The organism is Parenemella sanctibonifatiensis (assembly GCF_002250565.1).
Lineage (GTDB): Bacteria > Actinomycetota > Actinomycetes > Propionibacteriales > Propionibacteriaceae > Parenemella > Parenemella sanctibonifatiensis.
Genome location: NZ_NMVJ01000001.1, coordinates 806,924 through 833,469 on the forward strand (window position 1 = coordinate 806,924; position 26,546 = coordinate 833,469).

Here is a 26,546-nt window from a genome sequence, read left to right on the forward strand (position 1 = left end):
ATCGATCCGGGCCTCAGGCGCGGAGTCTATCGACCCGGTCCGTCAGGAAGGGGTCGACTTCCCCGCTGCCGGCTTGCGGGTGGCGCTGCTCTTGGCCGGGGCCTTCTTCGCGGCGGCCTTCTTCGCCGGCGCCTTCTTGGCGGGCGCCTTCCTGCGGGCCGGCGCCTTCTTGGCAGGCGCCTTCGCGCGACGTTCGGCGAGCAGCTCGGAGGCCCGCTCATCGGTCAGCGTCTCCAACGAGTCACCCGTCCGGAGGCTGGCATTGGTGACACCGTCAGTGACATAGGGACCGAAGCGGCCATCCTTGACGACCATCGGCTTCTCGGAGACCGGATCCACACCCAGCTCCTTCAGCGGCGGCTTGGCCGCGGCCCGGCCACGTCGCTTGGGCTGAGCGAACAGTTCCTCGGCCTGCTCCATCGTGACCGTGAAGATCTCGTCCTCCGACCCCAGCGAACGCGAGTCGGTGCCCTTCTTCACGAACGGCCCGTAGGGGCCGTTGCGGGCGATCACCTCGGTGCCGTCGTCGGTGGTGCCGACCACTCGCGGCAGCGACAACAGTTGCAGCGCTTCGGTGAGTGTCACGGTTTCGGGCTGCATCGACTTGAACAGCGAGGCGGTACGCGGCTTGGCCGACTTCGGCGCATCCTCGGGCAGCACCTCGGTGACGTAGGGGCCGAACCGGCCAGTCCGCGCCACGATCGGATTGCCGGTCTCGGGGTCGATGCCGACCTCGCGCTCCTCGCCCATCGGCCGGGCCAGGAACTCCTTGGCCTGTTCCAGCGTGAGCTCGTCGGGGGGCAGGTCGTCGGGGACATTGGCCCGCTTCTCCTTGCCCTCGGCGTCGGTCTCCTCGACATAGGTGCCGTAACGCCCGACGCGCACCACCACACCGCTGTCGAGATCGCCGACCGGGAAGGTCGACATGGCTCGGGCGTCGATCTCGCCGAGCTCGTTGACCAGAGCCTGCAGCCCTCGCTCGCCCTGATCGGGATTGCCGAAGAAAAACTCCGACAGCACCGCGACCCGTTCGGCGCGGCCGTTGGCGATCTCGTCGAGGGTCTGCTCCATCCCGGCCGTGAAGTCGTAGTCGACGAGCTGGCCGAAGTGCTCGACCAGCATCCGGGTGACCGCGAACGCCAACCAGGTCGGCACCAGCGCTGCACCCTTCTTGAAGACGTAGTCGCGGCTGGTGATGGTGCGGATGATCGAGGCGTACGTGGAGGGTCGGCCAATCTCCAACTCCTCCAGCCGCGCGACCAGCGTCGGCTCGGTGTAGCGGGCCGGCGGCTTGGTTTCGTGACCGTTGGGAGTCACCTCGGTGGCGGTGAGCTGCTGTTGCTGCGACAACTGCGGCAGCTTGGTCTCCTTGTCGCCGCGGCCGGCATCGTCGTAGACCCGCAGGAAGCCGTCGAAGGTGGTGGTGCGGCCGGTGGCGGTCAGCCCGTACTCGGCGACACTGCGCTCCCCCACCGCAATCGGCTCGGGAGTGGTCGCCTCGATCTGGACTGTGACCGATTCCACCTGGGCGTCGGCCATCTGGGAGGCCAGGGTACGCCGCCAGATCAGCTCGTAGAGCCGGAACTGGTCGCCAGTCAGGCCGGTCTGCGCCGGCGTCTTGAAGGTGTCGCCTGCGGGGCGGATCGCCTCGTGGGCTTCCTGGGCGTTCTTGACCTTCGACTTGTACATCCGCGGCGAATTGGGCAGATAGTTCTGCCCGTACAGCTGGCCCGCCTGGGATCGGGCCGCGCTGATCGCCTGGCTGGACAGCTCGATCGAGTCGGTACGCATGTAGGTGATGAAGCCGGCCTCGTAGAGCTGCTGGGCCACCTGCATGGTGCGCTGGGAGGAGAAACCGAGTTTGTTGCCGCCCTCCTGCTGCAAGGTCGTGGTGCGGAACGGGGCGTACGGCTGCCGCTTGCTGGCGCGCGATTCAACGCCGGTGACGACGTACGCCGCCTGCTCCAGCCCCGTGGCGATCCGGCGGGCACTGGACTCGTCCAGCTGTTCGACCGGATCCTTGGCCTTCACCTGGCCGCGGTCGTCGAAGTCACGGCTCTCCGCCACGCGTACGCCGCCGACGGTGCGCAACCGGGCCGGGAAGTGCGGCTCATCCTTGGCCGATGCCTGCTGATCCTGCGCCAACGCCATGGTGGCGGTGACGTCCCAGTAGCTGGCGGAGCGGAAGGCGATCCGTTCCCGCTCCCGGTCGACGATCAGGCGGGTCGCGACCGACTGGACTCGGCCCGCGGACAGCCGCGGCTTGACCTTCTTCCACAGCACCGGGGAGACCTCATAGCCGTAGAGCCGGTCCAGGATCCGGCGGGTTTCCTGGGCATCCACCAGGTCGGTGTCAAGATCGCGGGGATGCTCGACGGCCTCCAGGATCGCGGCCTTGGTGATCTCGTGGAAGACCATCCGGCGGGCCGGCACCTTGGGCTTGAGTTCCTCGAGCAGGTGCCACGCGATCGCCTCGCCCTCCCGGTCACCGTCGGTGGCGAGCAGGAGCTCGTCGGCGTCCTTGAGCGCGGCCTTCAACTCACGCATCGTGGATCGCTTGTCGGCGGCCACCACGTAGAGCGGGGCGAAGTCGTCGTCGACGTTGACGCCCGTGCGGGCCCACGGCTGGCCCTTGTACTTGGCCGGTACCTCGGCGGCGCCGGTCGGCAGGTCACGGATGTGACCCCGGGAGGAGAGCACCTCATAACCGGCGCCGAGATAGCTGGCGATCTTGGTGGCCTTGGTGGGCGACTCCACGACAACGAGTCGTTGTGCAGCACCGTTCTGGGGCTTGTTGGCCACGCCCTCACTCCTTTGAATGTTCGTTCCTACCGTCCCCAGCTGCCTTGATGCCGCGCGGTTCCACCGGTCAACACCGGCACACTCTACGTCACCGCCTCAGCGGGCCCGATCAGCGTTGCAGAAACTCAGCTTTGCAGAAAACCGAGCAGGATCAGCTCCCGCAGCCGCGGCGCGAGCCGAGCCCGGAGCCCCGATGCCGGTTCGTCGAGCACCTGCCCGACCGCATCAACCAGGACGCCCAGGGTCAGGTCGCCGTCGCAGGCGCCGACCACCGCCGCAGTCGCGGTGTCGACGATCTCAGCCCGTCCCAGTCCGAACCGCTGCCGCAACACGATCGCCTCGGGGTCGTCGGCACCGGGCTGCCCGATCGCCTCCTGGGAGACCCCCTCGACCGGTCGCGGTGCCAGCTGCCACAGCTCCGTCTCGCTCGCGCGGGCCAGCCACAGGCTGTCGCGGGTGGCGGCGTACGCCTGCCCCACCGGTTGGTGGACCTGGTGCGGCCACGCCTCATAGCGGCGTACCGGATCCTCGCGGTGGGAGTTGACCACCAGCACCCAGCCCATCGACACCCCGGTGATGCGCTGCTGGGCGAAGTAGTCCAGCCAGGCGTCGTACCGATGCCGCCAGTGCGGCGTACGGTCCAATCCGGCGTCGGTGAGCCAGACCTCGATGTATTCGTAGGGATCCAGCGACTCCCGTTCCAGGAACCACGCGTCGGCGCCGGCCGGCAGCCACGCCGCCACCCGGTCCTGCCAGTCCTGGCCGTCGATCTGAGCCCAGTTGCCCAGCACCTGCAGACAGCCGCCCTCGGTCAGGTGGGCGCCGCTGCCGCTGATCACCTGGGCCACCAAACCGTCGGCCTCGAAACCGCCCTCGCGGTAGGTCAGCGCTGCCGTGTCGGGCGGGCTCATCACGTACGGCGGATTGGTGACGATCAGATCGAAGCGTTCCGAGACGGGTTCGTAGAGGCTGCCGAGCCGCAGTTCGGCGCTCGCCCCGGACAGCGCCAGGGTGAGCTCGGCGAGCTCCAGGGCGCGCCGGTTGAGGTCGGTGGCGACCACGTGGTTGGCGTGTTGGGTCAGGTGCAGGGCCTGGACGCCACAACCAGTCCCGAGGTCCAGCGCCGAGTCGACCGGGGTCGGCATGGTGAGCTGGGTCAGCGTGGTCGAGGCGGGCGAGACCCCGAGCACATAGTCGGCAGCCGGGTCCGGGGCGACATGGTCCAGCCCCGGGGTGAGGTCGGAGACGATCCATCCCAGATCGCCGGCGTCGCTGGCGTACGGCCGGACATCCACGGCGGCGCGCACCCGTCCGGCGCCGGCAGGGTCGGGTACGCCGGTGATGAGGCCGGCCGCGGTGACGGCCTCGAAGCTGTCAGGCAGGGCGGCGCGGACCTGCTCGGCGGGCAAGTCCTGTTGCAGCGTCCAGAGCCGGATCAGGGTCGCCAGCGGGTCATCCGCGCCGGCCAGCGCATGGTGTTCAGTGAGGGCACGGTCGGCAGCGACGGTCGTGTTGCGACCCAACCCGAGCTGACCGGCATCGCCGATCCGCTCCAGGAGTCGGTCGACCCGATAGTCGGCGGCCTCGAGGTCGGGCCGCAATTGCTGGGCCAGCTCGGCTGCGTCGGGCATTCAGCGCACCTCTCTGTTCAACGCACGGCTCTGTTCAACGCACTTCGGCGATCCGGTCAGCGATCCACGAGATGGCGCGGTCGATCATCTCGCTGCCGATCGCAACGCCGTCGGGGCCTTCGAAGACATGGCCGCCGTCGGTGACCACCAGCTCGACTTGGTTGCCGGTCTGTTCCAGATCCTTGGCCAACCCTTCGGACTGCGCCAGCGGCACCACGTCGTCGTCGCGACCGTGCACCAGCAGGGTGGGCGGCAGGCCCGGACGGACCAGACCGCTCGGAGATGAGCCCGGGGTCTCCCAGCCCTGGGCCTCCAGAGCGAGCAGCCGGCGCACCAGCGAACGATCAACCCCGGCGGGCAAGTTGGCCGGAATCGCCGACAGCGGCACCGGCCGGTGGGTGTCGAGCCCCAGCGAGGCCGCCAGCAGGGTGACGCCACTGCCGGGCTGGGCGCCGGGAGAATGGAAGGACAGCAACGACATCAGGTCGGTCGGACCATAGAAGTCGACCATCGCGCGCACCGGTGAGCCTTCGGCGTACGCCGCCAGCAGCCCCAGATGCCCGCCGGCCGATTCGCCCCACAGGGCGAGGCGACGGTGGTCGTATCCAAAGGCCTCGGAGTTGTCGACCAGCCAGGCCAGCGCATCGCGTACGTCATCGCGCGGCGCCGGGAAGGGCGCCTCGTCCAGCAGTCGATAGTCCAGGCTCGCGACGGCCATGCCCGCCTCGAGCACCCGACCGAACAGGGGCTGCAGGTTGATCGGCAGCATCCGACGAGTGCCATGCTCCCAGGAGCCGCCGTGGACCCAGACCACCAGCGGTGGCCGGTCGACGCCGGCGGGCGCCCGCAGATCGAGGCTGAGCGGCCGATAGCCGTCCCAGGCGGCGTAGTGCAGTTCCTGCCACACCTTCTCCCCCAGCGCGCCGACGGTGGGCGCCGGCACGGGCACCCGCTCCACGCCGAGGCTGGTGGGGAGAGTCACGAGTGGTTCCATGGGGATCACGCTAGCGAGGTGGGGGCCAGCGTGGTGCGCGCGGGCTCAGTTCGGTCGCGGCGAATCACCTGCGACGGCAGGTGAAGGCACGTCGGCGACGTGCCGGTTGGGATCAACGACGCAGCAACGACGACGTGGCGGGTCGGCAGGTTGGTCTGCCGTCACGGCTGGCCGTGCACAACTGCACGATGCTGTAGTTGTGCAGGTGAAACCGGCACGGCTTCATTGCTGCGTCTGTGATCCCACCCGGCACTTCATCGGAGTGGACGTACGCCGACGCACCCAGCTCGGACGGCGTCCGACCGCAGCGCCACAACTCCAAATCTTCTCGAACATTCGTTCGGTTGATCGCCGCCTTCTCTAGTTTTTGTCGGTATGACGGCGTAGGCTGAAGGCATTCAATCGAACGCCGGTTCGACCCTCAAGGAAGTGACCGTCATGACCGATCCCCACGCCGCAGCAGCGCTCCAGGTGGTCTCTGAGATCCGTGCTGCGAAGGCCGAGAAGCTTCGGGCGGAGGCGCGGGAGTTCATGAAGGTCGCCGACTTCGCCGACCTCTACGACGCGGACTGGTACGCCATCGAATACCCGGGCGGTTCCGGCCCTGTCGGCGAACGGCTGGTGCGTCCGGGCGGGGAGGGTACGCCGCTGGTTGGTGAGTTCTGCGTCCTCGAGTTGGGCGCCGCACTCGGCATGTCCAGGGACGAGGCCCATGTCGAGTTGGCTCATGCGTTGGCGCTGCGGGGCCGATTCCCGATGACCTGGAAAGTGCTCGGTGAAGGCAAGCTGCGAGTGTGGCAGGCGCATCATCTGGTCGGCCAAACCAGCAACCTGCCCGTCGAACTGTGTGCCCGGATCGATGCGCAAGTCGCCGAGTTCGGGACCTCGATGGGCAAACAAGCCCTGAAGCACATGATCGACGCGATCGTCCTGGAACACTCACCTGAGACGGCACAGACTGCACACGAGGCCGAACTGGCCCGCCGGCACGTCTCCATCAACCACCGAGGCGAGGGCGTAACCCGACACATCGAAGCCACCGTTGACGTCACCACCGCAATCCACCTCGATGCCCAACTGAATCGGCTCGCGACCATCATCGGCCAAAGTCAACTCCACAACCGCCGCGCCGAGAGCACCGCGGGCGATGTGCCGGCGACGATGGACCCGCGCGACGTACGGCGAGCCCTCGCGCTCGGGATCCTCGCCACCCCAGCCCGGGCACTGCACCTGCTGCAAGACTCATTGATCGACGAGCTCGACGACATCGAACTCGCCCACGCGCCCGACGAGGACCACCTGGAGCCTGGTTCGGGGTGCCCGACGGCGAGCTCCCCGGCCCACACCTGCGGGCAGGTCACCGTCGATCCAGCCAAGCTGTTGCCGAAGGCCCGGCTCGTCGTCCACGTCACTGATGCCAGCCTCAAAGACGGTGGGATCGCCCGCGTCGAGGGCGTCGGACCGGTCCTCACCAGCTGGTTGAAAGGCCTGCTGGCCGACTCCCACGTCACCGTCCGCCCCGTCCTCGCACCAGATCAGGCCTGGGCGACCGAGGCGTACGAGATCCCCGAGGCCATGCGCGAATGGGTGACACTCAGAAATCCGAGGTCGATGTTCCCGTTCTCCAACCGCAACAGCGGCCACCTCGACATCGACCACACCCAACCCTGGAAGCTCCCACCGCTCGCGATCCTCCCCGACCCAGACCCACCAGACGACCCATCGGACGACGGCCCGTCGGACCAGACATCACCCGACGGCCATCCACCGGACGATCCGCCACCAACTCGCCCCGGCAACCTCTCCCCGCTCGCCAGACGAGAACACCGCGCCAAAACCCACGCCAGCTGGCATGTCGTCCAACCCAGCCCAGGCATCCTCCTGTGGACCTCACCACTCGGATTCCAATACCTCGTCACCGCCAGCCACTGCTGGCTCATCCACGACCCCCACGACACCATCAACGAAGACGCCACAGCAGCAGCCGCCTGACCTACCTGACAGCCCCCGGCCCCCCATGACGCGCGCCCCGCCCTGGCCGCTGGGCTCACGCCGCGCCCGATCGCCGCAACCGCCCAGGACACCCGCACGTGGCTCGACGCCGACCCGACCGCCCGGATCACCGGCATCACCACCGAACGTGAGGCCGACCTGCTCGCCCGGCGGCGCCACCGCTAGCTGTCCTGACGCTCAGCCGTTCAGCTGGGCGTACGCCTCCTGGTATTCAATGCGGGACTCGTCGCCGGAGCGGCGGCGCCACTCCTGCACGATGTCGGTCCAAGTCGACGCGGAACGGTTGCCGCGGATGATCTCGTGGCGCGCGTCCTTGAGCTGGGTGTCCATCGCCGCGCCCTCGGTGGTCGCGGTCTCCGAGTAGAGCCCCAGGCTCGCGTCGGCGACACCGGTGGGCAGCTTCTCCTTGAGGTAGGTGTGCTGGCGGGTGGTGAGTTCCTCGTTGCCCGGGATGTAGACCTGCGAGAACTCCCTGGAGCCGGCGTACTCCAGACCGCCGAACCAGTCCGCCGCACGCCCCTCGGCATTGGTCTGGGCATTGCCCTCGGCGTCGCGGTCCCAGTGCTTGCCTTCGATGCCGAAGATGAAGTTGAGGTATTCCTTGGTGCCGAACGGGCTCGCGACGTAGTCGAACACCCGCAGGATCTCCTTGACCCGCTCCTCGGAGTCCTGCTTGGGGATGCCAATGAAGTTGCCGAAGCCGGGCGCGGACTTGTAGATGTTGGTCTCGCCGCCACCCTCCCACTTGGGCAGGCTGACGTAGCTGAGGTTCCAGGTCGGGAACCGGCGCGCGAACGACACCCACGCGGTGAACTGCTGAACCACCATCGACGTCACACCGGCCTGCTGCCAGTTGAGGAGATTGCCCGCATTCGAGATCGAATCCGGGTGCATCACGCCGTCGGCCCACAGCTGCGAGGCCACGTCCAGCGCCTCGATGTAGATCTCCGACTCCAGCGCATGACTGAAGGTGCCATCCTCGGCAACGCCCCAGCCATTGTTGGCCCCCATCATCTGCAGGGTGACCTCGAGGATCGAGCCGATCGGATCCTGACCCAGCGCGAAGTTGCCACCACCGCTGACCTCCTTGAGCAGGTCACGGAACTCCTCCCCGTTGGCCGGCTCGGGGATGAGCGGCAGACCCCGCTGCTCCATCAGATCGCCGCGCACCTGCAGCATCTGCCCCGCCGGCGGCCGCTGCTGCGGGATGCCCCAGATCTTGCCGTTGACCATCGGGATCATCCAGGTCTCCGGCAGGATCGATGCCAGGCCGGGGTACTCCTTGATCGCGTCGCCGCTGAGGAAGGGCGTCAGGTCGGTCATCTTCGCGTCCAGCAGCTGCGGGAACTGCGCGACCTTGAGCATCATCATGGCCTCGGGCAGATCATTGGAGGCCAGCTGCACCTGGTACTTGTTCAGGTAGTCGGCGGCACCGCCGGCGATCAACTCGAACTTGTTGCCGATCTCGGTGCTGAGCATGTCGTACCAGGGGTTGTTGCTGCCCGGCAGATACTCGACACCGATCGACGCCAAGAAGTGGATCGGATCGGTCTCCGGCAGCGGCAGGTTGTCCCGCATCGGCTCCACGTCGGCCGGATGGGCAAAGTACGCCGGCGGCACTCCCAAGTCAGGATCACCGGGCAGATCCGGTTCGGCGCCCTCGAAGGGCACGTACGCCGGCATCTGGGTGCCGGCCTGCTGGCTGCCGGCGCGGGGCTCGTCGGCGCCACCCGCGCCGCCATCGGTGCTGCAGCCCGCCAACGTTCCAGCGCCCAGGGTCATCCCTGCCAAACCGATACCAGCCAGCAAATTCCGTCGTGAAACCGCCATCTCTGCACATCCTTGTCCTCAGCACGGACCGCGCGACAACTCCGCACGGTGCGAGCCAGTGAACCCGCCGCGAGGGTCTCCTGCAAGCGCGTTCCTGAGGCGCGAACGGCCGTGACCGAATCGGTATCGGCTGTCCCGGAAACCGGAAGCACCCGGGCGTACGCACGGCAAACGGGGGCCGCCGAAGCGAGCCCCCGTTCGTGGTGCAGGTGTCGTCGTGGTGCAGCGGTACGCCGGTCAGCCGTTCTGGGACGCGGCGAACGCTTCCTGGTATTCGGCGCGGGTGTCATCGCCCGAACTCCGCCGCCACTGCTCGACGATGCCGTCCCAGTCCTCCACGGGCTTGCGGCCCTGGATGATCTCCAACGTGTCGGACTTGATCTGGACCGCCATCGCGGCACCCTTGGTGGTCTCGCTCTCCGAATAGAGACCGGTGGCCGCGTTCGGCACCGCCTCCGGCAGCTTCGTCGTCAGGTATTCGTGCTGGGCCTGGACGAGCTCCTGCTGACCGGGCAGGTAGAGCTGGGAGAACGCCTTGGAGCCGGCGTATCCCAGACCGCCGACCTGGTCGCGCTTGCGCGCATCCGCGATGATCGTCGGGTTGCCGCCCTCGTCGAAGTTGTAGTGGGTCCCCTCGACACCCCACGACAGCGCGGTGTATTCGGTCGAGCCGAACGGCGAGGCGATGTAGTCGAGGATGCCGAGCAGTTCCAGTACCCGCTCCTCGTTGTCCTGCTTGGGGATGCCGACCCAGTTCGGATAACCGGGGACGCCCTGGTGGATCGCGACCGCGCCGCCGCCGTCCCATTGCGGCATCTCGACATAGGAAATGTCCCACTCGGGGTTGCTCTGCGCGAAGGTCTGCCAGCCGGTGAAGGCCTGGATGTAGAGGGCGGTGACGTCACTGGTGAGCCACATCGAGTTGTTGCCCGGGTTCGAGATCGACTCCGGATGCAGCAGCCCCTCATCCCAGATCCGGGCAGTCGCGGCAAGCGCTTCCTTGTACTGCTCCGTCTCGTACTGGTGAGTGAACTGGCCACCCTCCTCGGCCCAGCCGTTGGGTGCGCCCATCATCTCCAGGATCGCGACCAGCAGCCACGAGGCCGGATCCGCGCCCATGGCAAACTTTCCGCCGCCGGTGAGCTCGCGCATCAAGTCGATGAACTCCTCGCCGTTGGCCGGCGCCGGAGTGTTCTCGATGCCACGCTCGGCGAGCATGTCGCCGCGGCAGGAGATGATCCGGCCGGCCGGCGGCCGCGCCTGCGCGACACCCCAGTACTTCCCGTTGAGCAGCGGCAGCTGCCAGGTCTGCGGCAGCGTCGAGGCCAGGCCCGGGAACTGATTGATCGCATCCCCGGACAGGTACGGGGTGAGGTCGGTCATTTGCTGTTCGAGCAGCTTGGGGAACTGCGGCACGGTCTGCATCTGCAGCAGGTCAGGCAGGTCGCCCGACGCCATCATCACCTGGAACTTGTCGCGGTACTCCGCCGAGGTGGCAGCGATCAGTTCGAACTCGGCGCCCATCTGCTCCGACAGCAGCTTGCCCCAGCTGTTGTCCGCCGTCGGGATGCCGGTGGCCTGCGCCATGATCGAGAAAGGAGCGATCTCCGGTCGCGGCACCTGACCGGCGTCACTGATCTCCGGATAGGAGAAGTACGCAGCCGGCACACCCGACTCCGGATCGGCCGGCAGGTCCGGCTCCGGGGCACCCGGGAACGGGGTGTACGCCGGTTCGAGGGTGTCACCCTGCTGCGAGCCTGAACTGTTTCCACCTCCGCCGCCATCGCTCGAGCAGGCGCTGAGACCTGCGATGGCCAGAGCAGCGCCGCCGGCGCCACCCAACAGCTGTCGACGTGAAATGGAAATAACCATCACTCCCATGATGTTGGATTTTTCGGCAAACTTCCTTGCAGTAATCGGTTACCCGAGGCTAGCTCGCGCCCCGTCCACAGACAAACCGGGCTCGCTCCATGCCCGCTTGCGGCAACACAAAGGCGGGGCCCGCCGAAGCGAGCCCCGCCTGTCGCCCGATCAGGCGTACGGCTTGATCACCCGTTCTGGGCTGCCGCGAACGCGTCCTCGTACTCCTTGCGGCTCGCGTCACCGGACTGGCCTTTCCACTCGGTGACGACCGCGTCCCAGGAGTCGACCGGCTTGCGGCCCTGGATGATCTCCAGCGCTTCGGACTTGATCTGCTGGCTCATGCCGGCCCCCTTCGAGGTCGCCGACTCCGAGTAGAGGCCGGTGGCGGCGTTGGCCACGGCATCGGGCAGCTTCTTGGTGAGGTACTCGTGCTGGGCTTCAACGAGTTCCTTCTGTCCCGGCAGGTAGAGCTGGGAGTAGGCCTTGGAGCCGGCATAGCCGATGCCGCCGACCTGGTCCCGCTCGCGGGCCGCTGCCACGATCGCGGGGTTGCCGGACTCGTCGAGGTTGTAGTGGGTCCCCTCGACACCCCACGACAGCGCGGTGTATTCGGTCGATCCGAACGGCGAGGCGATGTAGTCGAGGATGCCGAGCAGCTCGAGCACCCGTTCTTCGCTGTCCTGCTTGGTGATGCCCACCCACGCGCCGTAGCCGGCCGGGCCGGCGTGGATCGGGGCCGGGCCACCGCCGTCCCACTGCGGCAGTTCGAGATAGGAGATGCCCCAGTCGGGGTAGTTCTGGGCGAAGGTCTGCCAGCCAGTGAAGGCTTGGATGTAGAGCGAGGTGACACCACCGGTGAGCCACATCGAGTTGTTACCCGGGTTGGAAATCGACTCCGGATGCAGCAGCCCCTCATCCCAGACCTGGGCCGCCACCGCAAGCGCTTCCTTGTAGATCGGCGACTCGAACTGGTGGGTGAACTTGCCACCCTCCTCGGACCAGGCGTTGGGCGCACCCATCATCTCCAACAGCGCGGGCAGCAGCCAGCCATACGGGTCGGCGCCCATCGCGAACTTCCCGCCGCCGCTCAGCTCGCGCAGGATGTCCAGGAACTCCTCGCCGTTGGCGGGGCTCTGGGTTGCCTCCAACCCACGCTCGGCCAGAATGTCGCCACGGGTCGAGATGATTCGGCCGGCCGGCGGCCGCGACTGGGAGACACCCCAGTACTTGCCGTTGACCAGCGGAATTTCCCAGGTCTTCGGCATGATCGAGGCGAGCCCCGGATAGTTGTTGATCGCGTCGCCGGCCAGATAAGGCGTCAGATCGGTCATCTTCGCCTCGAGCAGCTGCGGGAACTGCGGCACCGTCGCGATCTGCAGCAGGTCGGGCAAGTCGTTCGAGGCCATCATCACCTGGAACTTGCTGGTGTACTCCGCCGACGGCGCCGCGATCAGCTCAAACTTGGCACCCATCTGCTCCGCCAACAGCGCGCTCCAGGTGTTGTCGCCGGCGGGGATGCCGGTCGCCTGCGCCATGATCGAGAAGGGCGCAATCTCGGGCCGCGGCAACGGGCCGGCATCGCTGATCTCCGGATAGGAGAAGTACGCCGGCGGCACGCCCGCGTCCGGATCGGCGGGCAGGTCCGGCTCCGGGGCACCCGGGAACGGGGTGTAGGTCGGCTGCTGGGTGTCACCCTGCTGACTGCCGGAGGTGGTCTCGCCACCGCCGTCGCTCGAGCAGGCGCTCAGCCCCGCGATCGCCAACGCAGCGCCACCTGCGCCACCCAACAACTGCCGACGTGAAACCACGGTCCATCACTCCTCTGAGACGGTTACCCTCAACAACAATTACCGGTAGTAATCGTTTGCCTGAAGTATCCACCCCGGCACCGAAAGCGCAATGGGGCCCGTCGACACAGTGTCGACGGGCCCCAGCGGGAGGGCGCTCAGCCGTTGGCCTCCGCGTACGCCTCCTCATACTCACCGCGTACGGTGTCGCCGGTGCCGTTCTTCCAATCCTGGACCACATCCGCCCAGGTCGACAGACTCTGTCGGCCCTGGATGATCTGGAGGCGGGCGTCCTTGGCGGTCTTGCTGAAGGACTGGTCCCCGCCCGTCGCCGTCTCGGAGTAGAGGCCGCTGGAGGCGTTCGCCTTGGCGGTGGGCAGCTTCTCGGTGAGGTAGGCGTGCTGGGCCCGCACCAGCTCCTCCTGGCCGGGCAGATACAGCTGCGAGTAGGGCCGGGTGCCGGCGTACCGAAGCCCGCCGAACTTCTCGGACTCGACGGCCGCTGAGATCGGGGTCGGGTTGCCGCCATCGTCGAAGTTGAAGTGTCGTCCCTCGATGCCGTACTCGATGGTCTGGTACTCTTGCGTGCCGAACGGTGAGGCGAGGTAGTCCAGGATCCGCAGCAGCGCGAGCGTACGCTCCTCGCTGGGCTGCTTGGACATGCCGATGAAGGTGGCGTAGCCCGCCTCGCTCTTGTGGATGTCGGCCACTCCGCCGCCGTCCCACTTGGGCAGCTCGATGAAGCCCATGTTCCAGTCAGGGTATTGCTGGGCGTAAGTCGCCCACCCCGTGAACCCCTGGGCGTACAGGGTGGAGACGCCGCCACTGAGCCAGGCGAAGTTGTTACCGGGGTTGGCAATCGCCTCGGGGTGGATCAGCTTCTCCTGCCACATCTGCTGGGTGATCTCCAGCGCCTGTTCGTACGCCTCGGTCTCGTACCAGTTGGTGAACTTGCCGCCCTCGACTGACCAGTTGTTCGGCGCTCCGGTCATCTCGAGGATGACCCGCAGCACCCACGCATCCGGGTCACTGGCGAAGGCGAACTTGCCGTCCCCGGTCAGCTCCCGGCACAGGTCCAAGAACTCCTCACCGTTGGCGACGGTGGGATTCTCCTCGATCCCGCGCTCGGCAAGCAGGTCGTTGCGCACCGACAGGATCCGACCGGCCGGCGGCCGCGGCTGCACGACACCCCAGAACTTGCCGTTGACCAGCGGAATGTTCCAACTCTCCGTCGGGATCGACGCCAGACCGGGGAACTCCTTGATGTTGTCCCCAGAGATGTAGGGGGTGAAGTCGGTGAAGTTCTTCTCGAGCATCGCGGGATACTGCGGCACCGACTGCATCTGCAAGAAGTCGGGCAGGTCACCGGAGGCCAGGACCACGGTGTACTTGCTCTTGTACTCGGTGAAGGTGCCGTTGATCATCTCGAACTTGTTGCCCATGTCAGTGGCGAGCTTCTGATACCACTGGTTGTCAGGGCGGATCGATTCGTCCGGGTTCATCTGGGCCATCATCGAGAACGGCTCGGACTCCGGGAAGGGCAACTCGTGCAGCGCCTCGCTGCTGTCGGGGAAGCTGAAGTATCCGGCCGGGATCGAGTTCTCGCCATCGCTGGGCAGATCCGGCGTGCTGAACTCGAGCGGGACATAGGTGGGGAACTCCACGCCGGCATTGGCGTCTCCCCCACCACCGCCGCCTCGACCGCCTGCCGGGGTGTCATTGGGCCCGCAGGCGCTGAGGCCCGCCACCGCCAGGGCGGCGGCTCCAGTGCCACCGAGCAGTTGTCGTCGTGAAACCATGGCCAACTCCTACGTTGTCCGTACCGGCTCTGCAACCGGTGGTGGGTGTCGGCGCAGATGCGCCGGAATTGCGTTACTACCGTCATATGGCCCTACGGAAAGCGCAACCCAAACCCGCTGACCGTAATCAATCCTTGACCAAACAGGGCCATCTGCATGACGTTTCACGTAATCACTCCCACCTGACCTGGAACGCCGACGGCGGGTCCTGCCGAAGCAGGACCCGCCGCTGGTTGTCGTTGTGGTCGTGCGGTGCGGTGCGCGGTGGGCGTCAGCCCTTGACCGCACCGGTGAGCATGCCCTTGGTGAAGTGCTTCTGGAGGAAGGGGTACACCATGGCAATCGGTACCAGCGCGACCACCAGGATCGCCATCTGCAGTGCCGGCTGTGGCGGCATCATTTCCGCGACGATGTCCATCTGGTCGGGGTTGATCTGGCTCTGGTTCACCAGGTACTGACGCAGGATCAACTGGATCGGCCACTTCGAGGCGTCGTTGAGGTAGAGCAACGCGGAGAAGTAGACGTTCCAGTAGGTCACGGCGTAGAACAGGCCGATCGCAGCCAGAATCGGCTTCGACAGCGGCAGCACGATGTTGGCAAAGATGCGCATCTCACTGGCACCGTCGATCCGGGCTGCCTGGCTCAACTCCTGCGGCAGGTTCATGAAGAACGCGCGCATCACGATGGTGTTGAAGCCACTGATCAGCACCGGGAAGATCAGCGACCACACCGAATTCAGCAGGCCCACCTGGCGCACCGTCAGGTACACCGGGATCATGCCGGCCGAGAACAGCATGGTCAGCAGCACCATGAACAGGATGAACTTGTTGAACAGCATCTGCCGCTGCGACAGCGCGTACGCCAGCATGGTCGTCGCCAGCAGCGACAGGCCGGTACCGACGAGGGTGACGAAGATCGACACACCGAGCGCCTGGGTGACCTGACCGCCACCGAGGATCGCCTTGTACGCGGTGAGGCTCGGGTTCTGCGGCCAGAAGACCAGGCCACCCTCCCGACCGATCTGCACCTCGTCGGCAAAGCTGGTCATGATGACCATCCAGAACGGCACCACCACCAGCGCCGCAGCGATGAAGAGGACCAGACCTCGGAAGAAGGCCGCCACCGGGGAGGACTTCGACCCCACATACATGCCTGGCTGGTCGGTGTTGTACTTCTGCTTGACGTTGAGCGCGTTCTTGGACTTCTTGGTGTCCTTCTCGTAGTCCGCGACCGCGTCGACGTGCCCCATTCCGCCGCTCATGCCTTGTCAGCTCCTTGGTAGATACCGGCCTCGCCGAAGACGTGAGCCAACTTGTTGGCGCCGAGCACGAGGATGACTGCCAGCACGCCCTTGACCAGGCCGACTGCGGCGGACTCGCCCCAGCCACCGGCCACGATGCCGTTGTTGTAGACGTAGGTGTCGAGCACTTCTGATGCTTGTATACCCACGGCGTTCTGCTGCAGCTGAATCTGTTCGAAGCCGACCGACAGGATGTCGCCGATACGCAGGATCAGCAGCAGGATGATGACCGGACGGATGCCGGGCAGGGTGACATTCCACAGCTGCGACCACTTGGAGGCGCCGTCCACGGCTGCCGCCTCGTACAGCTCAGCATCAATGCCTGCCAGCGCCGCCAGGAAGAGAATGGTGCCCCAGCCCGCACTCTTCCAGATGTCCTGGATGATCAGCAGCGGCTTGAACACATCCGGGTTGCCGATGATGTTCGGCTCACCCAGGTCGAGCCCGGCCATGCCGTGCCACAGCGGGCCGTTGTAGCCGAGGATGCTCTGGAACAGTGCCACCACGACCACCCACGAGAGGAAGTGCGGGAGGTAAAGAATCGACTGCACGATCCGCTTGGCAGTCTGGTTCATCATCGCGTTCATCAGCAGCGCCAGGATGATCGGCGCCGGGAACGTGAAGACCAGCTGCAGGAACGTGATGATCATGGTGTTGGCCAGCGCGTTCAGGAACTGTGGATCACCGTTGAAGATGATCTCGAAGTTCTCGAAGCCCACCCAGTCGGACTCCAGGATGCCGATGAACGGCTGGTAGTCCTTGAAGGCGATCACGTTGCCCAACAGGGGCAAGTAATGGAACGTGACGAAGTAGATCACGCCCGGGAGGGCGAACAGCAGCAGTGGCCAGTCATTGCGGAACCGGGCTGCGAAACTCTTCTTGCGGGGGTTCTCGAGAAGGGCAATGCCAGTCGGCTTCTTGTCCTTCTTCCCGCGCTTCTTCTTGGTCGACGTGGCATCGTCCAACGCGTCGGGTGCGTCTTCGCGCTTGTCAACTGCTGAACCAGCAGTACGCGGATCAATAGCGGTCATGTGAGACCCCCATCGAGTCGCCGACGTTGCAGGCTGCTCCGGGGCACGGCCCCTCCCTTCCTGATCCTTCACACCGAACCGTCCGTGGATCGGCGTGCTCGCACCCTACGGAGCGAACCGATTCTTGGCAATGGCGTGAAACAACTTCGTCACGCAACCGTTACTGCCGTAGAACACGGTTTCCCGTAGGACACTCCGCACAGTACCCCAGGGTGGGGCATGTGGCCAACGATTGGCATCAACCCGGACCTGAGGTGAGACCCGGAAGGGACGGTCGTGCGGTCCTTCAACGGGGCCGTCAGGCAAGCGCGTCATAGCGCTCGGCGGGCACCTCGCGCTCCAAGGTCCCGTCGCGGAAAAAGCTCACCACGTCGTCCACGGCGGCCCGCCCCATCAGGGACACCTCGGTGCCGATGGAGCCCGCAATGTGCGGCGTCAGCACGACGTTGGGCAGCTCCCACAGCGGCGAGTCGGCGACTGGCGGCTCGGGCCAGGTCACGTCCAGGACCGCCTCGAACCGACCGGTCTGCAGCTCAGCGATCATGGCCTGCTCGTCCACGAGTGCGCCGCGCGCGGTGTTGATGAAGGTGGCGCCGTCACGCATCGCCCGAAACGCGGCCGCATCCACCATCCCCTCGGTCGACTTCAGCCACGGGGCGTGCAGTGAGACCACGTCGCTGCGACTCATCAGGTCGGGCAGCTCGCGTACCAGCGTGACCCCCAGCTCGGCCGCGGTGGCCTCGTCGACGTAGGGGTCGTAGAGGCACAGGTCCAGGGTGAAACGGGACAGCCGCTCCATCACCATCCGTCCGATCGTGGAGGCGCCGATGATGCCGACGGTCCGGTGCGCGATGCCGTCAGTGACGTGCGGCGGCACCATCTGGCGGGCCTCACGGTATCGCCGCTGTTGGGCCCAGGTGTCCTTCAACGCCAGCAGAATCACGCCGAGGGTGAACTCGGCCACCGGCACTGCGTTGACCCCGGCTTGGGCGGTCACCCGTACGCCGGCCGCGTACAGCGAGGGGTCGTAGACCGCCTTGATGCTGCCCGCGGTGTACGCCACCAGCTCCACCGGGGTGCCAGCCACCAGGTCCGCATCCAGTCGCGGCGTCCCCCAGCCGGCGACGACGACCTTGGCCCGGGACAACTGCTCAGCGGTGGCGGGGTCGCGCCAGTCGATCTGACCCGAGGTCCGCTCCACCGGTGCCAGCGCCTCCAGGCGGGCCAGATCCTCGGGCCGCAGCACCTTTTCCTCCAGTCCTGCAGGCAGGGCGATGAGAATGATGGGTGCGGGCGAGGAGTGCACAGTCGGGCCTCTCAGTCACGGTGGATGGTGTCTGGTCAATCTATCGCTGGCAGCGAGGAGAGGGAGGCATGGTCTGACCACTAGACTTCGGACAGGAGGGCAACGATGTTCGACTGGATTCGGGACAACCCGTGGGCGGTGTGGCTGGCCGGCGCACTGGGCCTGAGCGCCCTGGAGTTGCTCTCCGGCGACTTCGTGCTGCTGATGCTGGCCGGCGGTGCGCTGGGCGGCACCCTGGCCGCAGTGCTGCTGCCCGGAGTGGTGTGGGCCCAGGTCATCATCGCGCTTGCCACGGCCACCCTGTTGTTGCTGCTGGTGCGCCCGGCGCTCAAGCGCCGGATGGCGCTGTCGAAGGGCTATCGGACCCTGCACGACCAGCTGCTCGGCGCGGAGGGACGCACCACCAGCGCGGTCGGCGAGGTTGACGGCACGGTCAAGATCGAGGGTCAGGACTGGACCGCTCGCCCGTACGTGCCGGGCACCACCATCGAGGCCGGGCAGCCAGTCGAAGTGTTGGGCGTGGAGGGTGTCGTCGCGCTGGTCCATCCGCTGCACCAGCCGCTGGACCCGGTGCGGGACTGATCGGACGATTCGGGACCGACCAGTAGAGTGCGGTCATGGAGTACGTTCTGCTCGTCCTTCTCGCAGTCCTGGTCATCGGCGCCCTGATCTCCTCGATCCGACTGGTACGCCAGCAACAGGTCTTCCTGGTCGAACGGCTGGGCAAATACCACGGGCCGCCGTTGGACCCGGGGCTGCACCTGATCGTGCCGTTCGTGGACAAGGTCCGCTACAAGCTCGACATGCGTGAGGCCGTGGTGCCGTTCCCGCCGCAGGGAGTGATCACCGAGGACAACCTGATGGTGTCGATCGACTCGGTCATCTACTACCAGATCATGGATCCGGAGCGGGCTGCGTACGAGGCGCAGAACTACATCCAGGCCATCGAACAGCTCACCCAGACCACGCTGCGCAACATCATCGGCGGCCTGGACCTGGAACAGACGTTGACCAGCCGCGAGGAGATCAACGCCCAGCTGCGGGCCGTCCTCGACGACGCCACCGGCAAGTGGGGCATCAAGGTCAACCGCGTCGAGCTGCGCTCCATCGAACCACCGGCCACCATCCGCGATGCCATGGAGAAGGGCGCCCGCGCCGAACGCGACAAGCGCGCCCAGATCCTGCTGGCCGAGGGCCAGCGGCAATCCCAGATCCTGTCGGCCGGCGGTGATCGGGAGTCCGCGATCCTGAGGGCGCAGGGTGAACGCGAGGCCGCCGTGCTGCGAGCCCAGGCCGATCGGCAGTCCTCGATGCTGCGGGCCGAAGGTGAGGCCCAGGCCATCTCGACGGTGTTCAACGCGATCCATGCCGGCAAGCCGGACCAGGCGCTGCTGAGCTATCAGTACCTGCAGATGATGCCGCAGCTGGCGAAGGGTGATTCCAACAAGATGTGGATCATTCCCAGCGAGGTCACCCAGGCCCTGCAGGGCATCGGCGGCCAGCTCAAGGAGGGCCTGTCGGGGGTGCCGCAGAAGACCGAAGGCGAGTTCCAGGCGCCCGAGAAGATCGACGTCTTCAAGGAGATCCAGGAGCAGTCCAAGGCCGACGAGGCCAAGACCAGGGCCACCGTGGACCAGGCGATCGCCGAGGCCAAGCAGATCGAGAACGCCGGCACCTCGCCCAAGCCGAAGAAGAAGTCCTCGCTGAGCCGGGGCGTCCTGGACGCCAAGGGGCCAGCGGGGATCGGCACCGGGGGACCGGAGACGCCGGCACCCGAACAGAGTGCGCCCGCACCGCAGAGCCAACCCCAGTTCGACCCCGGGCAGGCTCCCTACGATCCGGGCCAGCCGTACGGGCAGGGCCAGCCGCCGCAGCGCTGAGCTGCGGTGCCGACGGAATCAGCGACCGGACCTGCTGGTGCCCTTGCGCGGCGGCGCGGTCAGCGGATCCTCGGGCCAGGGATGTTTGCTGTAGCGGCCGCGATTCTCGGCGCGCACCGCGGGGTAGGCGTTCACCCAGAACGATGCGAGGTCGTCGGTCACCGCGAGCGGACGCCCTGCCGGTGACAGCAGGTGCAGCAACACCGGCACCCGCCCGTCGACAATCCGGGGCGTGTCGAGCAGTCCGAAGCATTCCTGCAACTTGACCGGCAGCACCACTCGCTCGGTCGGCAGCTCGGGATAGTCCAGCCGGATCCGCGACCCGGTCGGCACCTGCAACCGTTCCGGCGCCAACGTGTCGAACTGACTGGCGGCCGGCCACGGCAGCAGTCGCCGCAGGGCCGCCACCAGGTCAATCCGAGATGCGGCGACCCCGCGAGCCAGGTCACCCAGCTCGGGACCGAGCCATTCCTCGGCCCGCTGCACCAAAGCCTCATCATCGACCTGCGGCCATGGCTCTCCCAGCTGGTCGCGCAGCAGCGCGAGTCGGCGCCGCAGCCGCTCCACCTCCTCACCCCAGCCCAGCACCTCGGGCAGACCTCGGTCGGCCAGTGCCCGGCGTGCCGCTTCCCGGCCCTGGTCAGCGGTCGGCTGCACCGGCGTGCTCGACAGCTCTATCACGCCCAGGCGCACGGTGCTGCGCGCCGTCACCCGGCCGCCGGACCAGGTGGCCTGGCTGGCCTCGCTCAGCAGTGCTGACCCCAGGTCGGTGGCCGCCACCTCGGTCAGCGGGACCGCCGCCCGGATCACGGCCCTCTCCCCTACCCGACCGATCTGCGCCACCGCCAGCCATTGCTGGCCGTGGAGTCTGGACTTCGGCGGCAGCGATCCGGCCGTCCCCGACGCCAACAGATAGTCATCGCCATCCCTGCGTCGCCGCGCGATCCGGTCCGGGAACGCGGCGGTCACCACGGTCGCCACCAACTCATCGTCCTCGAGCCCGGTCGGCCGCGGGTGGTGGTCGACCAGCCGGGTCAGTCGGGTGGATTCGACCTGTAATTGTCGACTCGCCGGTGCGCGCCACGCGCCGACCAGGTCGGCTCCGGCCGGGCGTACGTCCGAGGACAACAAGGCCACCACCTCGGCGGCCTGCCTGGTGCCGACCGACGCCGCGGTCTCCAGCAGGGCGCGCCCGAGCCTGGGCTCCACCGGCAGCCCCGCCAGGCGTCGGCCCAGCACGGTCGGCTGCTCGTCCTCGTCCAGCGCCGCCAAACTGCGCAGGGTCTGGGTCGCGGCCTCCATGGCAGCCGGGTTCGGGGCGTCGGGCAGCGCCAGCCCCACACCCCGGGGCGCACCCCAGACGGCCAGGTCCAGGGCGGTCTGGGTGAGGTCAGCAGTGAGGATCTCGGGGGTGGTGAAGGGCCTCATGCCGACCCAGTCGCTCTCCGGGAAGCACCGCACCGCCAGTCCTGGGCCGAGTCGCGCGGCCCGACCGGAGCGCTGTTCGGCAGAGGATCGTGCCTCGGAGACCGTCACCAGCCCGGTCATCGCCCGTCCCGCGTCATGACGCGGTTCCCGGGCCAAGCCGGAGTCCACCACTGCGCGTACGCCGGGCACGGTCAGCGCCGACTCGGCGAGCGAGGTCGCCACGATCACCCGCGGATCGGAACGGGCCAGCACCTCGTTCTGGGCCGCCGGCGCCAGCGATCCGTGAAGCACCTGCACCGGCACGCCGTGGGTCCGGACCCGATCGGCCACCTCGTCGCATTCCCGGGCGCCGGGCGCGAACACCAGCACGGCGCTGTCGGTCTCGGCGAGCGCGGCAACGGCCTGTCCGGCGAGATGGTCCAGGAACGGCCGGGTCAGGCCGCGCTGGTCCAGTCGCTGCGGACCGGGCGCCCAGCGGATCACCAGCGGGTGCAGGTCCGCGGCCACCGACAACACCGGCGCGCCGCCCAGCAGGTCGGCCCAGCGGGTGGCGTCCAGGGTCGCGGACATCACCACCAGTGCCAGGTCGGGGCGTAGTTCGCGCAGCTCGGCCACCATCGCGAAGGCCAGATCGGTCTCGATGGCGCGCTCGTGCACCTCGTCCAGCACCACCGCATCGATGCCCTCGAGGTCCGGAGCAGTCAACAACCGTCGCAGCAGTACGCCGGCCGTGCAGAACTCCACCCGGGTCCGCGCCGAGACGGCTTGGTCGCCGCGCACAACGAAACCGACCTCGTCACCGAGTGTGGTCGCCGACAGTTGGGCGAGTCGCCGAGCGCCCGCGCGGGCAGCGATCCGGCGGGGTTGGGTCACCACGACCTTGCCGTCGACGAGGTTCGCCAAGGCAGGCGGGACCAGCGTGGTCTTGCCGGTGCCCGGCGGCGCGTGGACGACCGCCACACCGCCATCCGCGAGGGCCGCCGTCAGCCCCGGCAACGCTTCCCGGACCGGCAACCCGGCACCGATGGCAGCGAGATCGAAGGGCATCCGGCCAGTCTGCCACCGGTCAGTCAGCCACGAAGGCGACCGCCTGCCATCCGAAGGCCTGCGCCGCGGTGACGTTGTCCTCCCGGTCGTCGGTGAACACCACCGCCGATCGCTCGAGCGGATGTCCCGCCCGAGCTTCGATCGCGGCATGTGCGGCGGCGTACGCCCGAGGGTCAGGCTTGGCGACGCCCAACTCGGCGCTGTTGAGCACGGAGTCGACGAGGTGTGCCAGCCCGACCTGACGCATCTCGTTCGCGACGTTGTCGGTGCCGTTGGTGAAGACGAACACGGGAGTGCCGATAGCGTCCAGCTCCTCGATGAGGTCGGCCGTCTCGCGGATCGGCATCCCACGGTGGTCCTCCCAGCGGCGCAACGCCGCCAGCGCGGACTCCGGCTCAGCGCCGAGCTCTACCAGTTTGCGGTGGCTGAGATCGGCCCATTCAGCAAAGCTCGTGTCGCCGACCACAACCTTGGCCATGACGTCTGGCGCGAACAGGACTCCGACGAACTGCTCGGATTCCAACCCGAGGGAGTTCGCCGCGAGTCGGGTCGGTTCAGTGTCGAACTCGCGCACGACACCGTCGAGGTCGAAGACAACGGCGTCCGCCGCCAGCGCCAAGGTGCGGACCCGATTCAGAACGGCGGCGAAACGGGGCACCTCCTGACTGCTCACAGCAGGCCGTTGGTCTCCAGCCAGTCCTTGGCGATCACCTCGGAGTTGGCTTGGTCGTTGACGCTGCGCGCGTTCATCTCCCGCAGCGCCTCGAGCGTCAGCAGGTCGGTCACCTGCTGGATCGCTGCGGCGGCCTCGTCGTCGATCCGTTCGGAAACCAGCGGGGTGACGTTCTGGGGCAGGATCAGCGACTCCGGATCCTCCAGCACGACCAGATTCTCGGTGTCGATGACCGGGCTGGCGGTGTAGATGTCGGCCAGGTTGGCGTCCCCGTCCAGCAGCGCCTTCACCGTCAGCGGGCCACCGGAATCCTCGACCGGCAACAGCGTGGCGCTCGCCCCGTAGACCGACTGCAGGCCGTCGGGACCGTAGGGCCGGGTGCCGAATTCGCTGTTGGCCGCGACGATCAGGTCGACTCCGGCCCCGGCCAGATCCGCCAACGAGGTCAAGCCGTGTTCCTCGCTGAAGGCCTGCGTGCAGACATAGGCGTCCTGGTCAGTCGCCGCCGCGTAAGGGAGCACCCGAAGCCCGGCCGGCGCGACCTCGGCGAGCGCAGCCTGGATCTCATCGGAGGTGGTGGCGCTGGTCTGGTCGTCGAAGTACTGGAGCAGGTTGCCGCCGTACTCGGGCAGCAGGTCGATCCGGCCTGCCTCCAACTCCGGCAGATACACCTCACGCTGACCGATCTGATACTGCCGATCGACCTCGCGACCAGCCGCCTCGAGGATCTGGGCGTACAGCTCGGCAATGATCTCGTTGGAGTAGTACTGCTGCGATCCGATCACCAGTGGGCCGCCCTCGCCGCCACCGCTTCCGCCGCCGTCGCCGCCCGTGAGCGGGTCATTGTTCGAACAGCCGGCCGCGACCAGCGCCAGCCCGCCGACTCCGGCGAGCAGATGCCGTCGGGACAGGGAGGTGGGATACATGAGGGGTCCTTTCGTCGGTCAGGCGAGTTGGTGGCCGATGCTGGTGCGTTTCAGCGCGGCGCCTGCCGCCACGAAGACGATCTCCGAGACGAGTGCCAATCCCATCACGAGGATGGAGCCGGCCAGCATCTGGGGGTAGTCGTTGGCCTTCAGTCCGGTGAAGATGTAGCCGCCGAGGCCGCCACCACCCACGTACGCCGCCAACGTCGCGGTGGCAATGATCTGCAGCATGGCGCTGCGGGTCGATCCGACCAGCAGCGGCAGCCCGAGTGGGATCTCGACCTTGGTCATCACCTGCAGTTCGGTCATGCCCGTGGCGCGGGCGGCATCGACCACGCGCCGGTCCACCGCTTCCACGCCGGAATAGGCACCGGCCAGCAGGCTGGGCAGCGCCAACACGACCAAGGCAATCGTCGGGGCAGCAATCCCGACGCCCAGCCACAGCCCCAGCAGGGTCAACAGACCCAGCGTCGGGAGAGCTCGGGCGGCGCCGGCGCTGGCGACCGCAATCTCGCGGCCCTTGCCGGTGTGGCCGATCCACCAGCCCAGCGGGATGCCGATGACCGCCGCGATGGCCAGCACCAACAGGCTGTAGAGCACGTGTTCGGCCACCCGACCCCAGATCTCGGCAGCGGGTTGGGAGCCGATCCAACCGAAGGCTTCGGACACGATCCTCATACGCTCGCCTCCTGCAGCACCGGCGTGGGACTACTGGTCAGCCACGGCGTCAACCGGCCGCCCAGCCAGGCCAGCAGCCGGTCGAAGAGCAGCGCCAGCGCCGCGGTCAGCACGATGCCGGTGAGAATCTCGGAGATGATGCCGCGCTGCAGCCCATCGGTGAAGAGCAGCCCCAGGCTGGGCACGCCCAACACCGCACCGACCGTCGTCAGCGAGATGGTGCTCACCGCGACCACCCGCAACCCGGCGATGATCGGGGGGATCGCCAGCGGCAGCTCGACGGTGAAGAACCGTGCCGTCGGGGTGTAGCCGAGCGCCTCGGCGGCCCCGCGTACCGCGGGATCGACGCCGCGCAGGGCATCCACGGTGGCCGGCACCATCAACGCCAGCCCATAGAGGGTGAGCGCCAGCACCACGTTGACCGGGTTGCGGATGCCGGTGCCGATCATCAGCGGGATCACGATGAACAGCGGCAGTGAGGGGATGGCGTACATCAGAGAGGCCAGCGCGGTGATCGGGCCGCGCAACCAGCTCACTCGCAGCGCCAACCAAGCGATCGGGATCGCCAGGGCCAGCGACAGCAGAATCGGCGGCAAGGCCATCCCGAGGTGCCCGAGCAGCCGTTCCAGGATCAGCTCGTAGTTGCTGAGGATCCAGGTCATGTTGGGCTCAGCTGTCCTCGCGCAGCACGCCGACCGCACGACCGTGGTTGTCCACCAGCACGGGTACGCCGTCGGTGCCCGGCCGAGTGTGGAACTGGCGGCGGCCTCGGTCCAGGCCCAGGAAGCGCTCCACGAAGGGGTCGGCCGGGGCGGCCAGGATCTCCTCGCCGCTGCCGCGCTGCACCACCTTGCCGCCGACCGCGAGGATGATGATCTGCTCCCCCAGCAGCAGCGCCTCGTCGATGTCGTGGGTGACGAAGAGCACCGTCTTGCCGAGCTCGCCCTGCAGCCGCAACAGTTCCAGCTGCAGGTCCTGGCGCACCAACGGGTCAACCGCACCGAAGGGTTCATCCATCAACAGGATGTTCGGATCCGGCGCCAACGCCCGGGCCACGCCGACCCGTTGCTGCTGGCCGCCAGAGAGCTGGTGGGGATAACGCCGCGCCAGGTCCCGGTCCAGTCCGACCAGTTCCATCAACTCATGGGCGCGGCGGATCGCGTCACTACGGGCCGTCCCCTGCAACAGCGGCACCGTGGCGATGTTGTCCTCGACCCGCTTGTGCGGCAACAGACCACCGTTCTGCATCACGTAGCCGATGGAGCGGCGCAACTCGACCTTGTTGCGGTGGGCGACGTCCTCCCCATCGATGCGGACCTGCCCGGCCGAGGCGTCGACCATCCGGTTCACCATCCTCAGCAGGGTGGTCTTGCCGCAGCCGGACGAGCCCACCAGGACGGTGGTGGTGTGAGCAGCAACGGTCGCGGAGAAATCCCCCACGGCAGTGTGGTCGCCGTAGGTCTTGGCGACGTGGTCGAACTCGATCATGCGCGAGCCTCTCGGACGTGAGTGCTGATCGTAGCCCGGGGCTCGGACAGCCCTTCGGCGGCCCCGGCAG

General features: G+C 67.4%; 19 protein-coding genes. 3 read left to right on the forward strand and 16 right to left on the reverse strand.

Annotated elements, in window-relative coordinates:
* Positions 1 to 42: 42 nt before the first annotated feature.
* The 3 genes from topA to CGZ91_RS03860 form a co-directional block, all read right to left on the reverse strand.
* Positions 43 to 2,802, reverse strand: coding sequence for a type I DNA topoisomerase (topA, locus tag CGZ91_RS03850; RefSeq protein WP_094452653.1), 2,760 nt, complete (start codon positions 2,800 to 2,802; stop codon positions 43 to 45).
* 125 nt (positions 2,803 to 2,927) lie between these two features.
* Positions 2,928 to 4,433 carry a DUF7059 domain-containing protein gene (locus CGZ91_RS03855; RefSeq protein WP_094452655.1) on the reverse strand — a complete coding sequence of 502 codons (1,506 nt, stop codon included), beginning with the start codon at positions 4,431 to 4,433 and terminating at the stop codon, positions 2,928 to 2,930.
* A gap of 34 nt (positions 4,434 to 4,467) precedes the next feature.
* Positions 4,468 to 5,427: an alpha/beta hydrolase gene (locus CGZ91_RS03860; RefSeq protein ID WP_094452657.1), complete on the reverse strand. Its 960-nt coding sequence runs from the start codon at positions 5,425 to 5,427 to the stop codon at positions 4,468 to 4,470.
* Positions 5,428 to 5,865: 438 nt separating this feature from the next.
* Here CGZ91_RS03860 and CGZ91_RS03865 point away from each other — a divergent pair, with 438 nt between their 5' ends.
* Positions 5,866 to 7,419 carry a DUF222 domain-containing protein gene (locus CGZ91_RS03865; protein WP_094452659.1) on the forward strand — a complete coding sequence of 518 codons (1,554 nt, stop codon included), beginning with the start codon at positions 5,866 to 5,868 and terminating at the stop codon, positions 7,417 to 7,419.
* A 198-nt stretch (positions 7,420 to 7,617) separates the two neighbouring features.
* Here CGZ91_RS03865 and CGZ91_RS03870 read toward each other — a convergent pair whose 3' ends face one another.
* The 7 genes from CGZ91_RS03870 to CGZ91_RS03900 all read right to left on the reverse strand — a co-directional run bounded on the left by CGZ91_RS03870 (position 7,618) and on the right by CGZ91_RS03900 (position 18,356).
* Complete coding sequence (locus CGZ91_RS03870; RefSeq protein WP_144276771.1) at positions 7,618 to 9,270, reverse strand: extracellular solute-binding protein; 1,653 nt, start codon at positions 9,268 to 9,270, stop codon at positions 7,618 to 7,620.
* A 237-nt stretch (positions 9,271 to 9,507) separates the two neighbouring features.
* Positions 9,508 to 11,142, reverse strand: coding sequence for an extracellular solute-binding protein (locus CGZ91_RS03875; RefSeq protein WP_179229198.1), 1,635 nt, complete (start codon positions 11,140 to 11,142; stop codon positions 9,508 to 9,510).
* A gap of 176 nt (positions 11,143 to 11,318) precedes the next feature.
* Positions 11,319 to 12,941: an extracellular solute-binding protein gene (locus CGZ91_RS03880; protein WP_094452665.1), complete on the reverse strand. Its 1,623-nt coding sequence runs from the start codon at positions 12,939 to 12,941 to the stop codon at positions 11,319 to 11,321.
* A gap of 137 nt (positions 12,942 to 13,078) precedes the next feature.
* A complete protein-coding gene (locus CGZ91_RS03885; RefSeq protein ID WP_094452667.1) occupies positions 13,079 to 14,719 on the reverse strand; it encodes a type 2 periplasmic-binding domain-containing protein in 1,641 nt (546 codons plus the stop codon).
* A 271-nt stretch (positions 14,720 to 14,990) separates the two neighbouring features.
* Complete coding sequence (locus CGZ91_RS03890) at positions 14,991 to 15,980, reverse strand: carbohydrate ABC transporter permease (RefSeq protein ID WP_229116404.1); 990 nt, start codon at positions 15,978 to 15,980, stop codon at positions 14,991 to 14,993.
* Entirely contained in the window at positions 15,977 to 17,050 is a 1,074-nt protein-coding gene (locus CGZ91_RS03895; RefSeq protein WP_094452669.1) for an ABC transporter permease, read from the reverse strand. The genes CGZ91_RS03890 and CGZ91_RS03895 overlap by 4 nt, the downstream gene beginning before the upstream one ends.
* 298 nt (positions 17,051 to 17,348) lie before the next feature.
* Positions 17,349 to 18,356, reverse strand: coding sequence for a hydroxyacid dehydrogenase (locus CGZ91_RS03900; RefSeq protein WP_179229199.1), 1,008 nt, complete (start codon positions 18,354 to 18,356; stop codon positions 17,349 to 17,351).
* A gap of 105 nt (positions 18,357 to 18,461) precedes the next feature.
* Here CGZ91_RS03900 and CGZ91_RS03905 point away from each other — a divergent pair, with 105 nt between their 5' ends.
* Complete coding sequence (locus CGZ91_RS03905; RefSeq protein ID WP_094452673.1) at positions 18,462 to 18,938, forward strand: NfeD family protein; 477 nt, start codon at positions 18,462 to 18,464, stop codon at positions 18,936 to 18,938.
* 35 nt (positions 18,939 to 18,973) lie between these two features.
* Positions 18,974 to 20,236, forward strand: a complete 1,263-nt coding sequence (locus tag CGZ91_RS03910; RefSeq protein ID WP_094452675.1) for an SPFH domain-containing protein — start codon at positions 18,974 to 18,976, stop codon at positions 20,234 to 20,236.
* Between the two features lie 18 nt (positions 20,237 to 20,254).
* Here the strand turns inward: CGZ91_RS03910 and hrpB are convergent, their stop codons facing one another.
* Genes hrpB through CGZ91_RS03940 form a run of 6 tightly spaced genes read right to left on the reverse strand, consistent with a single transcriptional unit; the run spans position 20,255 to position 26,476 of the window.
* Positions 20,255 to 22,711 (reverse strand): ATP-dependent helicase HrpB, encoded by a 2,457-nt coding sequence (hrpB, locus tag CGZ91_RS03915; RefSeq protein WP_229116405.1) that lies wholly within the window; start codon positions 22,709 to 22,711, stop codon positions 20,255 to 20,257.
* 19 nt (positions 22,712 to 22,730) lie between these two features.
* Positions 22,731 to 23,384 carry an HAD family hydrolase gene (locus CGZ91_RS14505; RefSeq protein WP_094452679.1) on the reverse strand — a complete coding sequence of 218 codons (654 nt, stop codon included), beginning with the start codon at positions 23,382 to 23,384 and terminating at the stop codon, positions 22,731 to 22,733.
* Positions 23,381 to 24,310: an ABC transporter substrate-binding protein gene (locus CGZ91_RS03925; protein WP_094452681.1), complete on the reverse strand. Its 930-nt coding sequence runs from the start codon at positions 24,308 to 24,310 to the stop codon at positions 23,381 to 23,383. Before CGZ91_RS03925 ends, CGZ91_RS14505 begins: the two co-directional genes overlap by 4 nt.
* Before the next feature lie 18 nt (positions 24,311 to 24,328).
* A complete protein-coding gene (locus tag CGZ91_RS03930; RefSeq protein ID WP_094452683.1) occupies positions 24,329 to 24,988 on the reverse strand; it encodes an ABC transporter permease in 660 nt (219 codons plus the stop codon).
* Entirely contained in the window at positions 24,985 to 25,650 is a 666-nt protein-coding gene (locus CGZ91_RS03935; protein WP_094452685.1) for an ABC transporter permease, read from the reverse strand. Before CGZ91_RS03935 ends, CGZ91_RS03930 begins: the two co-directional genes overlap by 4 nt.
* Before the next feature lie 7 nt (positions 25,651 to 25,657).
* Complete coding sequence (locus tag CGZ91_RS03940) at positions 25,658 to 26,476, reverse strand: ABC transporter ATP-binding protein (RefSeq protein ID WP_094452687.1); 819 nt, start codon at positions 26,474 to 26,476, stop codon at positions 25,658 to 25,660.
* Between the last annotated feature and the right edge of the window lie 70 nt (positions 26,477 to 26,546).

Excerpts from the sequence above, each read along its gene's own strand:
- CGZ91_RS03875 (WP_179229198.1), bottom strand. The coding sequence starts at position 11,142 with ATGGTTATTTCCATTTCACGTCGACAGCTGTTGGGTGGCGCCGGCGGC.
- CGZ91_RS03925 (WP_094452681.1), bottom strand. The coding sequence starts at position 24,310 with ATGTATCCCACCTCCCTGTCCCGACGGCATCTGCTCGCCGGAGTCGGC.
- CGZ91_RS03935 (WP_094452685.1), bottom strand. The coding sequence starts at position 25,650 with ATGACCTGGATCCTCAGCAACTACGAGCTGATCCTGGAACGGCTGCTC.
- CGZ91_RS03860 (WP_094452657.1), bottom strand. The coding sequence starts at position 5,427 with ATGGAACCACTCGTGACTCTCCCCACCAGCCTCGGCGTGGAGCGGGTG.
- CGZ91_RS03890 (WP_229116404.1), bottom strand. The coding sequence starts at position 15,980 with ATGAGCGGCGGAATGGGGCACGTCGACGCGGTCGCGGACTACGAGAAG.
- CGZ91_RS03855 (WP_094452655.1), bottom strand. The coding sequence starts at position 4,433 with ATGCCCGACGCAGCCGAGCTGGCCCAGCAATTGCGGCCCGACCTCGAG.
- CGZ91_RS03930 (WP_094452683.1), bottom strand. The coding sequence starts at position 24,988 with ATGAGGATCGTGTCCGAAGCCTTCGGTTGGATCGGCTCCCAACCCGCT.
- CGZ91_RS03870 (WP_144276771.1), bottom strand. The coding sequence starts at position 9,270 with ATGGCGGTTTCACGACGGAATTTGCTGGCTGGTATCGGTTTGGCAGGG.
- CGZ91_RS03910 (WP_094452675.1), top strand. The coding sequence starts at position 18,974 with ATGGAGTACGTTCTGCTCGTCCTTCTCGCAGTCCTGGTCATCGGCGCC.
- CGZ91_RS03885 (WP_094452667.1), bottom strand. The coding sequence starts at position 14,719 with ATGGTTTCACGACGACAACTGCTCGGTGGCACTGGAGCCGCCGCCCTG.
- CGZ91_RS03895 (WP_094452669.1), bottom strand. The coding sequence starts at position 17,050 with ATGACCGCTATTGATCCGCGTACTGCTGGTTCAGCAGTTGACAAGCGC.
- CGZ91_RS03940 (WP_094452687.1), bottom strand. The coding sequence starts at position 26,476 with ATGATCGAGTTCGACCACGTCGCCAAGACCTACGGCGACCACACTGCC.
- CGZ91_RS03865 (WP_094452659.1), top strand. The coding sequence starts at position 5,866 with ATGACCGATCCCCACGCCGCAGCAGCGCTCCAGGTGGTCTCTGAGATC.
- CGZ91_RS03905 (WP_094452673.1), top strand. The coding sequence starts at position 18,462 with ATGTTCGACTGGATTCGGGACAACCCGTGGGCGGTGTGGCTGGCCGGC.
- hrpB (WP_229116405.1), bottom strand. The coding sequence starts at position 22,711 with ATGCCCTTCGATCTCGCTGCCATCGGTGCCGGGTTGCCGGTCCGGGAA.